Annotated in this window: 16 protein-coding genes and 1 pseudogene; 13 read left to right on the top strand and 4 right to left on the bottom strand. The window is 39.3% G+C overall.

Annotated elements, in window-relative coordinates:
• The first annotated feature begins 115 nt into the window (after window positions 1-115).
• The 3 genes and pseudogenes from istA to SporoP37_RS17680 form a co-directional block, all read left to right on the top strand.
• Window positions 116-1,534, top strand: a complete 1,419-nt coding sequence (istA, locus tag SporoP37_RS06375; protein WP_335696860.1) for an IS21 family transposase — start codon at window positions 116-118, stop codon at window positions 1,532-1,534.
• The gene (gene istB, locus SporoP37_RS06370) at window positions 1,531-2,256 is read left to right on the top strand and encodes an IS21-like element helper ATPase IstB (protein ID WP_085430033.1); all 726 of its coding nucleotides are present in this window, start codon (window positions 1,531-1,533) and stop codon (window positions 2,254-2,256) included. Before istA ends, istB begins: the two co-directional genes overlap by 4 nt.
• Window positions 2,257-2,387: 131 nt before the next feature.
• Window positions 2,388-2,561, top strand: a pseudogene (locus tag SporoP37_RS17680) (transposase family protein); the annotation flags it as partial.
• Between the two features lie 33 nt (window positions 2,562-2,594).
• Here the strand turns inward: SporoP37_RS17680 and SporoP37_RS17405 are convergent.
• Entirely contained in the window at window positions 2,595-2,789 is a 195-nt protein-coding gene (locus tag SporoP37_RS17405; RefSeq protein WP_232329759.1) for a hypothetical protein, read from the bottom strand.
• A 106-nt stretch (window positions 2,790-2,895) separates the two neighbouring features.
• Here SporoP37_RS17405 and SporoP37_RS06360 point away from each other — a divergent pair, with 106 nt between their 5' ends.
• The 7 genes from SporoP37_RS06360 (at window position 2,896) to SporoP37_RS06330 (ending at window position 9,209) form a co-directional block, all read left to right on the top strand.
• On the top strand, window positions 2,896-3,960 hold the full coding sequence (locus tag SporoP37_RS06360; protein ID WP_232329758.1) for a transposase: 1,065 nt from the start codon (window positions 2,896-2,898) through the stop codon (window positions 3,958-3,960).
• A gap of 121 nt (window positions 3,961-4,081) precedes the next feature.
• Window positions 4,082-4,918, top strand: a complete 837-nt coding sequence (locus SporoP37_RS06355) for a hypothetical protein (protein WP_081242870.1) — start codon at window positions 4,082-4,084, stop codon at window positions 4,916-4,918.
• A gap of 27 nt (window positions 4,919-4,945) precedes the next feature.
• Entirely contained in the window at window positions 4,946-5,860 is a 915-nt protein-coding gene (locus tag SporoP37_RS06350) for a hypothetical protein (RefSeq protein ID WP_081242869.1), read from the top strand.
• A 31-nt stretch (window positions 5,861-5,891) separates the two neighbouring features.
• Window positions 5,892-6,476 (top strand): hypothetical protein, encoded by a 585-nt coding sequence (locus tag SporoP37_RS06345; protein WP_081242868.1) that lies wholly within the window; start codon window positions 5,892-5,894, stop codon window positions 6,474-6,476.
• A gap of 571 nt (window positions 6,477-7,047) precedes the next feature.
• The gene (locus SporoP37_RS06340; protein ID WP_081242867.1) at window positions 7,048-7,551 is read left to right on the top strand and encodes an RDD family protein; all 504 of its coding nucleotides are present in this window, start codon (window positions 7,048-7,050) and stop codon (window positions 7,549-7,551) included.
• A gap of 277 nt (window positions 7,552-7,828) precedes the next feature.
• Window positions 7,829-8,461: a hypothetical protein gene (locus tag SporoP37_RS06335; protein ID WP_085430536.1), complete on the top strand. Its 633-nt coding sequence runs from the start codon at window positions 7,829-7,831 to the stop codon at window positions 8,459-8,461.
• Window positions 8,445-9,209, top strand: a complete 765-nt coding sequence (locus SporoP37_RS06330; RefSeq protein WP_081242864.1) for a class I SAM-dependent DNA methyltransferase — start codon at window positions 8,445-8,447, stop codon at window positions 9,207-9,209. The genes SporoP37_RS06335 and SporoP37_RS06330 overlap by 17 nt, the downstream gene beginning before the upstream one ends.
• Window positions 9,210-9,381: 172 nt before the next feature.
• Here the strand turns inward: SporoP37_RS06330 and gloA are convergent, their stop codons facing one another.
• From gloA to SporoP37_RS06315, 3 genes are all read right to left on the bottom strand, one after another.
• Entirely contained in the window at window positions 9,382-9,762 is a 381-nt protein-coding gene (gloA, locus tag SporoP37_RS06325; protein ID WP_081242863.1) for a lactoylglutathione lyase, read from the bottom strand.
• Between the two features lie 813 nt (window positions 9,763-10,575).
• Window positions 10,576-11,277 carry a hydroxyacylglutathione hydrolase gene (gene gloB, locus SporoP37_RS06320; protein WP_085430535.1) on the bottom strand — a complete coding sequence of 234 codons (702 nt, stop codon included), beginning with the start codon at window positions 11,275-11,277 and terminating at the stop codon, window positions 10,576-10,578.
• Window positions 11,278-11,521: 244 nt separating this feature from the next.
• The gene (locus SporoP37_RS06315; protein ID WP_085430534.1) at window positions 11,522-11,743 is read right to left on the bottom strand and encodes a hypothetical protein; all 222 of its coding nucleotides are present in this window, start codon (window positions 11,741-11,743) and stop codon (window positions 11,522-11,524) included.
• Between the two features lie 184 nt (window positions 11,744-11,927).
• On the opposite strand from SporoP37_RS06315, the gene SporoP37_RS06310 reads away from it, so the two are divergent.
• From SporoP37_RS06310 to SporoP37_RS06300, 3 genes are read left to right on the top strand one after another with little or no spacing between them, the layout of a single operon-like run.
• Complete coding sequence (locus SporoP37_RS06310; protein WP_099662745.1) at window positions 11,928-13,022, top strand: hypothetical protein; 1,095 nt, start codon at window positions 11,928-11,930, stop codon at window positions 13,020-13,022.
• On the top strand, window positions 13,023-13,892 hold the full coding sequence (locus SporoP37_RS06305) for an amidohydrolase family protein (RefSeq protein WP_085430532.1): 870 nt from the start codon (window positions 13,023-13,025) through the stop codon (window positions 13,890-13,892).
• Window positions 13,853-14,257 carry an amidohydrolase family protein gene (locus SporoP37_RS06300; protein ID WP_085430531.1) on the top strand — a complete coding sequence of 135 codons (405 nt, stop codon included), beginning with the start codon at window positions 13,853-13,855 and terminating at the stop codon, window positions 14,255-14,257. The genes SporoP37_RS06305 and SporoP37_RS06300 overlap by 40 nt, the downstream gene beginning before the upstream one ends.
• Window positions 14,258-14,376 lie beyond the last annotated feature (119 nt).

Below are 14,376 nucleotides of genomic sequence, written 5' to 3'. Positions count from 1 at the left end.
AATAAAAAAAGGCTTGCCAGCCTCTTCAAACTTCTCTACTGTATTGGTGTCGAATCAAAACCAGTGGAGGTTGAAAGGAATGCTGACAATGCCTGAAATTAATTGTATCAAACTAATGAGAAATCAGAAATCATTATCTATCAACAAGATATCTAAAACCTTAGGAATTAATTGGAGAACTGCTAAAAAGTATGCTGATGGTGATCTATTACCTAAAGAAGCAAAGAGAAAAAGATCGGGAATGATGTATAGAGAAAAATGGGGAGAAATTGTTGGAGATTGGCTTTGGGAAGATCAGAAGCTTAAAAGAAAAGATAGAAGAACTAATAAAGGAATTTTTAAGGCCTTGCAAGAGATGGGATTCGAGGGGTCCTATCGGACTGTTTCAAACTATATTCAAGAATGGCGTGAAGGAAGAGAAGACCTGGAGGATGAAACGAAAGACAAAAGCTATGAGAGACTCATCCATCCCCCTGCTGAGGCACAATTAGATTTCGGATTGATGCAAGCTGTGCAGGATGGAAAATACCGAGATGTTCATTGTTTGGTTATGACGCTTCCTTTTAGTAACAGTGCATTTGCCATCCCATTGCCAGCAGAAAATCAAGAGTGTCTTTTACACGGTATGAAACTTATCTTCGATCAACTTGGTGGTATTCCAAGAACAATCCGTATTGATAACATGAAAACTGCAGTGGTGAAACCAAGGAATAGAAATGAAGAGGCTGCTTTTACCCAAGAATTTTTACAGTTCGCCACTCATTATGGATTTGAACCACAAGCCTGTAATCCATATTCTGGTCACGAAAAAGGAAATGTAGAAAATAAGGTGGGATATGTTCGATATAACTTTATCACTCCGGCCCCTGTTATAGAGGACTTAGACCACTTGACAAAGCTACTGCAAGAGCAACTAACGACAGATCGACAACGTATTCACTATAAGAAGCAAGTTCCGTTACAAGAGTTACTGGAGGAGGAGCATCAATATCTTTTAGCATTACCTGAAGAAGAATATCCAGTATTCAAAGAGGAGAAAACAAAAGCGAATAAGTATGGAGAAATCACGTTAGATAAAACGAAGGTGTATGTTCCAAAAGGATATAATTACAGTCAATTATCCGTAGTGAAGTACTGGGATCGCTTTAAGGTGGTGTCTCCTCACGGAGAGCCGTTATATCAAGACAACCGACCCTATATGCATAAGAATCGCGAGATTCCTTGGCAATCCATCTTGAAAGCATGGTTGAGTAAACCACGGGCAGTAAGCTATTCACGTTATTCAGCTTATTTACCTGGTCGACTCTTTGAATATCTAAACATCTCTAATCTTTCGATTCGCAAAGAGCGTATTCAATGGATTATCGGGCTTTTAGCTACGTATGAAATGAATGAAATCAATAATCAATTCTACGAACTCTTAAGTGGTCAATCGGACGAGTTAAAAGAGCCAGATGCGCATCCCTATAACATTGATTGGAGCAAGTATGATCAGCTTCAGAGTGCTCCTCAGATTGAAGGTGAGGGGAAATGACCCAAGATTTACAGACCATGTGCAAAGCATTGCGCTTAGCGCACGTGCATGATGTTTATTCAGATATCCCATTTGAAAATTCTGCTCAATTTCTTGAAGCTTTATTAAAAAAAGAGCTGCAGTTACGGGAAGAAACGAAAGCCGAGAGATTGATTAAGAAAGCAAGATTTCTGCAAAAGAAGTCCCTTTCGGCATTTCAATGGAATGAACAGATTCATTTTCCCTCTCATATTGATTCGCAAGAATTATGTACGTTAAGTTTCATCAGGCGCAAAGAGAATGTCATTCTAACCGGTGCGCCCGGTACAGGAAAGACTCACTTAGCTACGGCCATTGGTTATGATGCGTGTAAAAGAGGGCTTGAAGTACGATTTTACCGGGTTTCAGATCTAGCAGAAGCATTGGAGAAATCCTGGCAGGAGGGAAAGTCAACGCAGTTTAGAGCGCGTTTTAAAAACGTAGACCTTATCATATTGGATGAAATGGGGTACATACCATTCAATAAGGAAGGGGCAGAACTCCTCTTTCAGCTGATTTCTGACTGGTACGAACAAAAAAGTTTAATCATCACATCAAACTTGGAATTTAGTCAGTGGAATCGCGTTTTTAGCGATTCTAGATTGACTGCAGCATTAGTAGATCGGGTGATACATCATGCCCATATATTGAATTTTACGGGAGATAGTTTTAGAGTAACAAACGCTTTATCACGTCAAAAATAATACTGAAATGAAGGCTGGCAAGCTTATGTATTTTACTTTGCATTCTTCTGCACTTTTATGGTTCTTACGCGAACTTGGGGAGGTGACTTAGGGGATGCTAGATTGATATAATAAAAAGAAAGGAGTGCTTGATGATGAACTTTCTCACCTGGACACCTCCCGATTCTTCTCTAGAACTGCTTCACGCCGAATCCACTTCCGACAAGATCCGGCTGATTGTTCAAAGTACCCGATCCTCCTCCTGCTGTCCCACATGCTCCCAGTCTAGTACCCGACCCCATAGCCGCTATACCCGTAAGCTGCAGGACGAGCCTTTTAATGGCCGGCCTGTGGAACTGTTAGTTCTCACCCGAAAATGGTTCTGCATATATGCGGAATGTCCCGTGAAGGTCTTCACGGAAAGGTTTGAAGGGCTTTCGCCGAACCGCCATCGAACGCAACGGGCCGAAGACATCCTTCGGGAAATTGCGTTCTCCACTAGCTGCCTCACTGCCGAAAAGATCGCCCATGCCATCCATATTCCTGCCAGCCATGATGCACTGTTGTCACTGATCTACCGGACAGATATAACACCTGAGGTGTCACCCTTTCCTAGGGATTGATGATTTCGCTTTTCGCAAGGGCCATACCTACGGTACGATGATCTGCGATCATCAGAAGGGGGTCCCCTTGGCCCTGCTGCCCGATCGCCTGCCCGAAACTGTCACCGCCTGGCTGAAACGTCATCCTTTCATCCAGGTTGTCAGCCGAGACGGCTACACCGCATTTCGTCAAGCCATCACCCAAGCAAACCCTGCCATCCACCAGGTATATGATCGTTGGCATTTCATCCGGAATGCGAAGAAACAGGTCGACGTGCATCTTGCCACCCTTGTGCCTACTTCCATCACTTGGATGGAACCGGCTGCCGAGCAGACAGCCATCCCTTTGACCGCCCGGGAAAGGGCAGCATCCGAGAGACAGAAGAGGAAATGGTCGCTTATCCAGGAGATTCAAAAGCAGCACGCAGACGGCAAGAACATCTCCCGACTCTCCCGGGAGTACCAATTGGATCGTCGGACCATCCAGAAGTACCTGGATCTGCAAACTCCCCCTATGGATCGAAGGCCAAGGGCCAAGCCTATCGATGGCTATTCGGAGGAAGTGACACGGCTTGAGCAGGCAGGACATACGATTCGATTCATCCACCAAACCATACAAGGGAAGGGATATGAAGGGACCTATTCGGCGGTCCGCGCCTTGGTCGAATCAAGACGGAAAGAGCGGAAGTATGGAGCAGTTCGGACGGACTCCATCCCGCGAAGAAGATTCGCCGCTGTGATCTGGAAGCAGAAAAGGGAGCTCAATGCAGAGGATGCCATCATCCTACATCGCGGTCTCTCCCTGTATCCCTGCGTGGGTCCATTCTACGAATCCGTCCAGGCATTGCGCGCATCCATTACGGCAAGGGACTACCCCGGCTTCCTGGAATGGCTTGCCGCTCAGCTCTCTGACCGGGCTTCACCGTTCCTTCATTACGCGCGACGCCTGCGGAGTGACCTGCAAGCTGTCCGGAACGCCTTTACCCATTCCTACAGTAACGGTTTACTAGAGGGCCAGATCAACCGATTGAAAACAATCAAGCGGATTACCTATGGTCGAGCAAGTCTGAAGTTGTTGGAAAAAAGGGTGCTCTATCGACATAATGATATTCTAAAAAAATAATTATCACATTTAAAGCTACTGGCCATGCCTATTCCCCAAGTTCGCGTAAGAGCCACTTTTATCTTGCAAAACACAATACCGAAGAGTTTGAAGTTTAATTTAAATATAATGGAGAGATTTAATGCTAAGTATCGAGGAATACATTGCACGAAGAAAAAAGGAAGATAAACTCAATGAATTTGATATTGATGCACGTGCACAAAATATGAAAATCTGCGTTGATTATGTATTCGAGTATTTTAATAACTATCTGAATATTACGGAAACTGGAGGAAAAACAGTACTCCATAATGAAAAGCTAGAGAAGTATCGGAAGCAGCTTAGGGAGTATGATCCTGAAGTTCGAGAATGGGTTGTTGGAATTTACAATGAATACGGGAAGCAAGTGCACAGATACATCGGAAACATTATGAAGGAGAATGAGTTCTTCTTTCTGTATAGTACTGATAGTGAATTTAGAAATGCTTCCTATGATTGCTATTCCCAGCTCATTAAAAAGTTACCATTTCTTAAAGACCAAACAGAGATGCTTTTTCTTTTTATTAAAGACTATCATAGAGTTGAAAGCGAGCAAAGATTTAATTTCGGAATACCATCGATATCAGAAGAAATAACTGATTGGATTGACAAGACATGGGCAAAGTATCAGGTTAATCTGCTTGCCTTTGCTTATGGTTGGGTAAATAGTTTTTTTGAAAACGAGGATGTTTGGCCATCAACGCATAGAAAGAAGAGTCAATATACTTGGAGAAAGTACGATTATGATTACAAGCAAAAAAGTAATCTTTTTAATCTCGATTCCCTATATAGAAAGATGCCGAAAAAATCCTTCACAAAAGGAAGAAAGCAAGAATTTGAAATACTGTTAATGTACTATTGGCTTCATGACATGGAAGGGGATAATGATTATTGGCAGGAGTATTTGGAGATGGTTTTATCTGCTTTGAAAAAGCAATAGATTTATGAACATAGATGGGGTGAAAAAATGAATGATAAAGAAATAATTCTTTCAAAAATTGCAGAAATTGTTAGCAGACCAGGCTTTTTTATAAGGAAAAATTCAGAGTTTAAGGCCAGATTAAAATGCGTGGGGCTAAATGACCTTTACGTAAAATATGTTGATTACCTGGTGCCATATTGGTACAACCAAGGACATTCACAGAAATTTGAAAACAATAATGATCAATATGATGTGTTTCTAGGTTTAGATAGTATATTCTCGGATTTATATAAGGAAAACAGGCATGAGGATATTATCAATCTACTAAAAGAAATAACTAAATCTTTCAATGTAAGATATATTTCTGAGGATAGCGATGAAGATTTTGAAGAGATAGCAAAACTATATGAGATTTTAGGGTTAAGTATAGCTATTGAATTTGATAAAATTACAGTTTCTGCTTGCATGGAAAGTGACTTTGCCAGAGTAAGTGAGATGTTTTCTGTTGAGTCATGGATAAAAAGTAACCATAAAGAAGTATATGATGCTTATAAATCTGCAATTGATGCCTATACACAAGGGCATTCAGGAGCTTGTATTGAATCATGTAGGACAAGTATTGTAAGCATATTTTCAAAATATAAAGGGACTGAAAATTTCGCAAAGTGGATGAGAGGTGTCTTTAACACCAGCGGAGACAGTGCAACTGCAACGGTTGCTGACTTAGATAGGGCTCTTAAGTCAGACCTGAAAAAAGAGGATTTAGCAGACTTTTTCAATGAAAATAAAGATGGAAAACTGACAAAGACCAAAACAATTTATATGGTTTACTCTATGATGTCTGATTATGGGACCCACAGGAATGAGAATATTATTGAATCGCCAACAATTGAAGATGCGCTGTTTTGTTTGAGGCTAACAGATAGCATTTTATTTTGGGTATATTCAAAAAATAAATAGTGATTTTTTTATTAGTAAAGGGGTGAATAATATGTCTGACGTAAAAAATGCATATAATCAAATTATGGATTTCATGGGTAATGAAATAGAAAAAACATTGTTGCTACGCGGTATTGCTGACAAGGAAAAGCATCAAGCTCTTCTTAAAGCATTAAATGATAATGGGAACTTGAAAGGGCTGATTAATTTAATTCATACATCAAAAGATGGAATGGAGAATTTCTTCCGTTGGGCTGAACTTTATCAAGTTAAAGTACCGAAGAAATACGGGCAAGCAATGAAATTATCAAATCTTACAATTTTCTTTGATAATCTGACCACTAAAAGTAGTAGTGACAAATACGATGATTATGCTTTCGGTTTTATGATTGTATGGCCAATACAAAGTGTAACTAAAAATGAAAAGGAAATTCAGATGTTAAAAGAAATGGCTGAACGTCAAAAAACTAAAAAAATAATATATCTTACTATTAAGGAACCTTGGTACAACCCGGATTCTTTAGAGCCTATCGTGGATCGAGTGATAAAACTTGACTGTGAGAATGATGACCCAAAAGAGTATCAGCGAATTTTAGCTGCATATGAAGAAGATATGGAAAGACGCGATTATTATTAACAAAAAGGTAATGTAGTTGATATGTTCCCGTCTACCGATAGTGCAAATAGTATCGTGGATATGTTTCTGAGAACGGACATACTCAAATGAAATTCATTCTGTCCTCTCAAGCCATGTGGAGTGTGTGGTGTTGATAGAGTTAGAATTGTAGCCCCAAAATAAAGTCTCGCACCCAAAATCCCTTGAACCCTTGTCACTACTATCCTTTCACAATCTGAAACGTACAAAACTTCTTTTTAAATCGAAAAAAAACGTGAGCAAAAAGCGTGAGAAAAGCAGTGAAAAGTGGTCAAAACGTGACCGGAAATGTGTGAAAATGAGGGGAAGATAGCGTGACTTTATTTTAAAAGGGAACGAAGGAATGCGGGTTTGAGTGGTGTGTTTTCGGAAGTTTATAAAATAAAGGAACAGGAATACCAATATTGAAGGCTTTTAACTGAATATATAGGTGTGTTTTAGTTCCCTCAAATCGCAGCAGCAGAATTGGTTAATAGAGAGAAAATGACGAAAATATACTGTTGATATATTTCGGCGGGCTGGATATGTCACGATGAAAAAGGAGTAATTTAATATGATAGGAAAGAGAATAACTGCACACATTTTAAATAGAGTGATAATTCTCTTTCCATCAATGTTATTACTTGGGGGAATCACCTCACTGATATTTCCAAGTTACTTCATATTCGGAAATGATCAAGATTCAGGATGGTTAATAGTTTGGCTTTTAAAGTACATGATATGTTTGCCGGCAGTATTTTTAGATGTAATTACCCTGCCATTAGAATTTCTGAAGATAATTGAAATAATAGTACCTGCTTTACTAAGTTTAATTATTATAGAAATTATAAGTATCACCTTAATCAAGCGTAATATAGGCATGAAAATTATGGGGCTAAAAATAATATCTACAAAGGATAAACCATTTAGTATAATACAAATAACTGTGAGAACTGCAATAAAATATTTTTCACTGGCGTTTTTTCCTTTTGCACTTGTATTTATTTTTTTTTATAAAGACAAATCGTCATTACATGATAAGATTTCCTGCACAAAAGTAGTGAAAATAGGAAAATAAAGAGGAAGTACATGATACCAGCTGCTGAAATTAGTAATTGGTATCAGTTCCAAAGCAATTAGTAAAGAGTGCCTGTGTGATACACAATTTAAATACAAATCTGAATCGTGTCTTAATTGTGTGACGCACAGGCACTGCTCACTATGTGAATGAGGTTTAAGATTCAGACAACTATTCCTCCTGTAATTATCGGACGGAGTACCTATATATATGGTAGACTTAAGGTGATGAATTGCAAATAATCAATGATTTACTAAAGGGGAGGGGGATGTAGGTCATGTATACTAAATGGTTTGGTCACCTGGGAACATTAGGATCCCTCATAGGTATTATTTTTTTGATGAAAGCTAAAGATGAACCCTCAAGTTTCTTTATGGGTTTTTTAATTTGTTTAGCAATCATGCTTTTTTTTCTAGCAGTTATTTGGGAGATGAAGCTGAATAACAGGGAGAAAGGAATTTATTGTAAGGATGAGGAGGAAATAAACAACTATATGCTTCAATGGATTAGTAAAGGTGGAAGGGTAACGATTTTTACAAGGGACATGAGTTGGGCAAATAAAGATAAAGAAATAAAGGAACTTCTTTTTAAAAAAGCTATAAACAATGAATTGATTATAATTATAGCAAGTAATATTGGACTTACTAAAAAACTTGAAAACGATGGTGCTACTATTTATACATATGAAGAATTAGGTTATACTCCTAACTCCCGATTTACTATTGTCAGAACGGATAGAATTGATAGTAAAGTAGCTATAGGAAAAGAAAGAAATGGAAAGCACTTTATCGAAGAGTTTGATAGTTCCGACGGGTATCCCTTCCATATAGCAAATGATCTTACTAACTTTTTAATTAAATTCAATAAAATTAATAAAGAAGGAACTATTCAAAATGAAGAAAGTAAATAGAAAAACGAATGTGGATATTGCTTTGGAATGGGATCAGATTTCAGACGTTAGATTTCAACAAATTAGAGACAATAAAGATTTAAGTTTAAAACACATTCTTAAGCCATGTATATTGGAGTTGATAAATCCATGTAACAAAGAAAAAGTACTAGATATTGGTTGTGGTACAGGTAATTTAACAAGTTATTTAGCAAACTACTCTGATGAAATAATAGGAATTGATTTAAGTGGGAAAAGTATAGAAGTTGCTGCAGAAAACTTTCAAAGAGAAAATATGAGTTTTCAGAATTACTCTATAGAACAATTTGCAAAATTTAATAATGAAAGTACGTACTCTTTAGTGGTTGCCAATATGGTTCTGATGGATGTTGCTGAATTGCCTACAGTAATAAAGTCTATAAAAGATATTATTAAGAATAACGGACATTTTGTATTTACGATAACCCATCCTTGTTATTGGCCAGTCTATTGGGAATACTTTGATGAAAATTGGTTTAATTATAAAGAGGAACTATATATTGAATCAGCATTTAAAATTGCAACAGAAAAAGTAAAGCATAGAACAACTCATATTCATAGATCGTTGGAACATTATGTTAATACTCTCTGTAGCGAAGGATTTATTATAGAAAAGATGATTGAACCAATACCGAATGAAGAAGTATTACCTGTGTTTCCTAAAAATAATTCATATCCAAGATTTATGGGGATCAGATGTAAACTACTAAAGACAAAGAATAAGTATTAATCTGGGTATAGGTGAAGACACGCACGTCTCATTATTTGTCTACCGTCAGCAGTCCACGCATGTCGAGTGTGTGTGGCGGTGATAGAGTTGGAATAATGGGTACCAGGTCCACAAACAACTTCAGTTCAATTCAGAATAGTGTCCGAATTGTGTTGGGACCTGGTACCGTATCTTAGTGCTTACGCTTTACTTCAATTCTATAGCCGTCAGGGTCAGTAACAAAGAAGTAAGAAGGTGTTCCGCCTGAAAGTCCTTTCAATTCACTTGTTTCATAAGAAGAAGCTTTACAAATCTTGTGCATTTCTTCTAAATCATCTACTGTTACGCCTAAATGACTGAAACCATTTCCTATTACATACGGTTCTGCATCATAGTTGTAGGTAAGTTCTATTTGTACGGAAGAACCTGGTGAATTTAGATAAATTAAATCAAATTTATCTTCAGGGAATTCTCTTCGGCTTGCTACTTCAAAATCAAAAAGCTCTGTATAAAAATCTAAAGTAGCATCAATGTCTCTAACACGTAAACAAATTTCAACGAGTACTTGGTTCATTTTATCGTCCTCCATAATTTTATTAATTTTTATCTTATCATAGATGCTATATAAGTACATTTGATACGATTATATACAGTTACTGGTTATTTAAAGTAGCTGATTTTTAACGGGATAATGGTTCTAAGTCGTTGATCTGCGCTGCAGCCGGACTTAGTGTACATAAGACAGTTTGATAGCCCTCTGCAAGCAGTGAAAGCCGAGTAGAGTTGTCTGATACAATGCGTCCATTTTTGAAGTTAGAAAGCGGTAATTTTTTTAGCTACTATGACAATTTCGATGAAATGAATGAAGAAAAAAATCGCTTTGTTGTCCATTCAGTCAGGCAATTCATAGCTCCACCCACACCGCGCAGATAGAGTCACTTACCATACTCCAATTTCTGGACGAACACTGACTGACCTGCGGACACAAACTCAAGGATTCTCCCGGAAGAACCGGCGACTCCTGGAGGATCAGGGTGACAGGCGTAATCGCCAACGCACTTCTGGCGAGTCCGCCGCGCCCCCTCAGGAAAGCGTCCGGTTCTGCAGGGAGAATCCTAAACCATACGCTATCTTAACAACGACTTGTCAAGAGCATCTCATTTCCAAAAACCAATTTCATTGGATAATCTACAAGCTTGTTATTTTCTGTATGTTTGACCATCTTGGCCCAATTACTGAAGAACATTTATAAAGTGCCTGTCACAGCTCGAATCCTATCGAAGGTGATTGACATTTTTTTCGTTGTGCCAGGCACTGATTATTCGGCAAGAAACAACAACCCAGTGATTACTTTGAACACCTTTTCTGCGCTCCGACTTGAATCCCCTTAGAAGTCATCACGGGCGTTGCGCAATTCAATAAAGTCTTCCAATTTTTCCGCTCGAAGAAAGAGGTTAATTTCCTTCTCTCTGCTGATCGTTGTCGGGAGTGTTGGCTCTCCTTTTTCACGCAAGTCACGGACTTTTTTCAATGCGTTGGAGATTTTTTCATTGTCTGGCTGCGTGTCGTATGCAAAGCGTAAATTAGTTTCGGTATACTCGTGACCAGGATAAATATGTATATCCTCATCCAAGCGTTTAAATTTCTGCAAGGTTTCATATTGGGCTTCGTAATCACCGGTAAAAACTCGGCCGCATCCCGCTGAAAACAAGGCATCTCCGCAAAAAAGACTGTCTCCCATTAAAAAGCTGATATGGCCATGTGTATGGCCCGCCGTTTCGAAGACTTGAATAGGATGGCCCAGCAAGTTAAAGGTATCGCCTTCCTCTACCACATGATTTGCCAGGGTTTCCGTTTCTTTCGGTCCATATATCTGGCATTCTGGATGTCTCGCCATAATCTCAAGTACCCCGCCGGTATGGTCTTCATGCTTATGCGTTAAAAGAATGGCAGCCAGGCGAAGCTGCTTTTCTTCAAGAAAATCCAGGACATCATTTGCTGTTCCCGGATCAACTACAACTGCCTTTGTTTCTTCTTGAATGCACCATATGTAATTATCAGCAAAGGCTTTGATTGGATGAATAATCATCGTACGATTCCTCCTCTTTTCATATCTTTGATTTGCGGCTTGGAGACTAGTTTTTCTCCTTCCGCTGATAAGTTTAAGTTTACCTTACTATCATAACATGGGGGAGGTCCGCCTTCTCTGTCTGTAAATCAATTCTACATCTTGTCAGCAACCTTTACACCTTCATACAAAGTGCCTGTGCAACATGGAGCTCCATGTTGCACAGGCACTTTGAATGGTCATACTACACCGTAACCATAGATGGTCATTTTCTTTTCATACCAAATTTACTTAAGTTTGCGCTGCTTTTTTCAACGATCTTCTCGAATTCGACAACTACAAAATATTTAGTTTCTCCGACCTTTTCAACACTTACGATTTTTCCGTTACGCCCTTTGATCCTCACACTTTCATCTGCAGCCGGTATGATCCGTGATGCTACATTGAGCACTTCAACTTTGTCTTCAAAATAATGAATGGCATACATTTTCTAATCTCCTTAGTTAAAATGAGTGGTGGTATATATTCATTTTATGAAGTGGATTATGAAATAGAACGCGGGCAAAGGTATTTTGTCTGCCTATTCGTTTGACGGGAAGGTGCTCTGTATCCAGACAAACACAAACTTCTGCATTCGCACATAAATTAGTAAAACGGCAGGAGGTCATGATATGAAAAATAAACAGGCATCCACTAATCGTGAGTCCTCAAGAACGAAATGGCATCTTTTTGAGATAATTGGGGTCTTGTTAGTGCTGCTTTCATTGCTTATTTTATTATTCGCGCCTAATTCACTGGCCAATTTCTTTAATACAATAATTGGTGAAGTAAAACCAATCGTAGTAGATGTGTTTTTAACAAGCGAGGTAGGCATCGCGATTATCGTCAGTGTGATTTTTGGGCGTTTATTGGAACGGCTAGGATTTACGGATGGCTTAATCAGACTATTTGTTCCCGTTATGAAATGGCTGAAAATTAATCCATCTGTTATCATCCCAAGTGTTTATAATATCCTCGGTGATATTAATGCGGCCGGAAAAATTTCTGGTCCGATTCTTGTCAAAGCTAACGCTACCAAAGATGAGCAAAAAATTGCAATAGCGACAATGATTCAATCTCCTCAATCTTTTGCGACATTAGTGTTAGGACTCATCGCGTTATCCGTATTCGGTATTCATGCATTTCCGCTTGTGATCTTCTCAATATTCCTCCCTATAATAGCGGTTCCGTTTATTCTGTCAAAAACGATTTATCGAGATACAAAAGGAGTGGAATTAAAGCATTTGCCCCGTTTCACCCCGAAAACCAGATTTCTTCAAACCGTCTTTACTTCAGCAAAAGAGGGAGCAGAGCTTCTTTTGCTGCTCATCATTCCGGCAGTTGCGGCTGTATTTTTCTTTATAGGGGCGTTCAAGTTTTTTGGTGTTTGGAGTGCCATTGAAGCATCGTTGTCCACTGTCTTAACATTTATGAGTATTGAACCCACAACGGGAATTATTTCAATACTCGCCGCACCTACACTGGCGGTTGCCCAGCTTGCAGAGCTATCGAGCACAGTAGATCCCCGATTAATTGTAGGGGCATTTGTATTGGCGAACTCAGGCTTGCCATTATCCGTTATCCTTGGCCAGGTACCGGTAACATGGCAAGAAACATCCAATCTCAATGATAAAGAAGCTCTAAAAGCCGCATTGATTGGTCTGATCCTTCGATTCGCAACTACTTGGGCATTGGCGGTCTTCTTAACGCCATTTTTGGTGAACTAGATGAACAATGCCGGTTATATCATTAGAGGGAGAAAGATTATTACTGTCGGCAAATTGGGGACGATTGAAAATGGTGCTATGGCCGTAGAAAACGGCAAAATTCTGGATGTGGGGAATTGGAATAGGCTTCAAAATCGATATCCCGGTTTCGCTGTGATTGATTACTCGGCTTATGTTATTACGCCTTCATTAGTCGATTGCCACACGCATCTATTGGAGTTTGCACCATCTTCACTGTATCCTGACCTGCCAATTAACCATCTTAAAGTGGGTAAAGACCTTCTTTTGGATGCTTTGTCATCGGGAATAACTGCTTTGGGAGAACAAATATGCGGACATCCGCGCTTTGACTTTTCTGTCAGCGATTACCGGAAGGCTGTTTTGAATATGCCGCTGGATGTTTCATTTGCAGCGACAAGCATATCAATAGGCTTCGAGAAGTTAGTCCATTTCACGGCAGTCACTCAATCGCAAGCCGTGGGGAAATCAGATTTAATGGACCTGAATGTGGTGCAAATGATTGCACGAGCAAGTGACTACCCAGGTGAAAATTTATTTATTAATGCAACACCGGCAAACTTTACGGCAGATGAAGTTCCAAGGGCAGGAGAAGTCATTTATACGTTAGAGGAATTAAAACGTATTGCAGAAATTTATCATCAGTGCGGAAAGCGGATTGGTGTTCATGTGGCGGGTGAGTCCAGTATAAAAATGGCATTGGATGCCGGAGTGGATGTTTTACACCATGCACATGGCATTACGGACGGGTTAATCAAACAGGCTTCAAAACAGCGTGTGGAAATAGTTGCAACTCCCATGGGGGGACGCACTTGCCTCCTAATTCTCCAGAAGATGTTCTTGCACTGGTGAATAATAATATTACTGTTTCAATTTCAACTGATGCGTATTTGCCGCCTTATCAAGGAGTGACGTGGCTGCCATTTACCGATCAGGCATTAAGGGGACCTGATGTATTCATGTTAATTGCCCATCCCGCCATGAAACTATTAAAAGAAAATCACTATGGTGAAAATGAAATATTGGCATTACTTACTGCAAATCCCGCAGCATTATTAGGCCGGGAAAATAGTTTTGGGAGATTAGAGCAAGGGTTGGATGCCAACTTCCTGGTGTCAGAAGGTATTCCGGGTTTGGAAATTACCAGTGCTGAAGATATTAGTAAAGTGTTCTTTCGAGGAAAAAAGGTAATTGACCGTAAAAACGGAGCCAAATAGCATCGCATGTAAGAAGCGTAATATTGTTCAGAATCCATTGAAATGTATACTTTATGTGCCCCCGGACGAATCAGTACGGGGGATTTTTGATTCCTGAATTCTAACTGCTGCACGGGATG

It is taken from the genome of Sporosarcina sp. P37, from assembly GCF_002109365.1.
Taxonomy (GTDB): Bacteria; Bacillota; Bacilli; order Bacillales_A; family Planococcaceae; genus Sporosarcina.
This window is presented reverse-complemented; position numbering and strand designations above follow the sequence as displayed.

Coding starts and splice junctions, on each gene's coding strand:
- SporoP37_RS06345 (WP_081242868.1), top strand. CDS start 5,892: ATGTCTGACGTAAAAAATGCATATAATCAAATTATGGATTTCATGGGT.
- istA (WP_335696860.1), top strand. CDS start 116: ATGAGAAATCAGAAATCATTATCTATCAACAAGATATCTAAAACCTTA.
- SporoP37_RS06340 (WP_081242867.1), top strand. CDS start 7,048: ATGATAGGAAAGAGAATAACTGCACACATTTTAAATAGAGTGATAATT.
- SporoP37_RS06330 (WP_081242864.1), top strand. CDS start 8,445: ATGAAGAAAGTAAATAGAAAAACGAATGTGGATATTGCTTTGGAATGG.
- gloA (WP_081242863.1), bottom strand. CDS start 9,762: ATGAACCAAGTACTCGTTGAAATTTGTTTACGTGTTAGAGACATTGAT.
- gloB (WP_085430535.1), bottom strand. CDS start 11,277: ATGATTATTCATCCAATCAAAGCCTTTGCTGATAATTACATATGGTGC.
- SporoP37_RS06310 (WP_099662745.1), top strand. CDS start 11,928: ATGAAAAATAAACAGGCATCCACTAATCGTGAGTCCTCAAGAACGAAA.
- istB (WP_085430033.1), top strand. CDS start 1,531: ATGACCCAAGATTTACAGACCATGTGCAAAGCATTGCGCTTAGCGCAC.
- SporoP37_RS06335 (WP_085430536.1), top strand. CDS start 7,829: ATGTATACTAAATGGTTTGGTCACCTGGGAACATTAGGATCCCTCATA.
- SporoP37_RS06355 (WP_081242870.1), top strand. CDS start 4,082: ATGCTAAGTATCGAGGAATACATTGCACGAAGAAAAAAGGAAGATAAA.
- SporoP37_RS17405 (WP_232329759.1), bottom strand. CDS start 2,789: ATGGCTGGCAGGAATATGGATGGCATGGGCGATCTTTTCGGCAGTGAG.
- SporoP37_RS06350 (WP_081242869.1), top strand. CDS start 4,946: ATGAATGATAAAGAAATAATTCTTTCAAAAATTGCAGAAATTGTTAGC.
- SporoP37_RS06360 (WP_232329758.1), top strand. CDS start 2,896: ATGATCTGCGATCATCAGAAGGGGGTCCCCTTGGCCCTGCTGCCCGAT.
- SporoP37_RS06315 (WP_085430534.1), bottom strand. CDS start 11,743: ATGTATGCCATTCATTATTTTGAAGACAAAGTTGAAGTGCTCAATGTA.
- SporoP37_RS06305 (WP_085430532.1), top strand. CDS start 13,023: ATGAACAATGCCGGTTATATCATTAGAGGGAGAAAGATTATTACTGTC.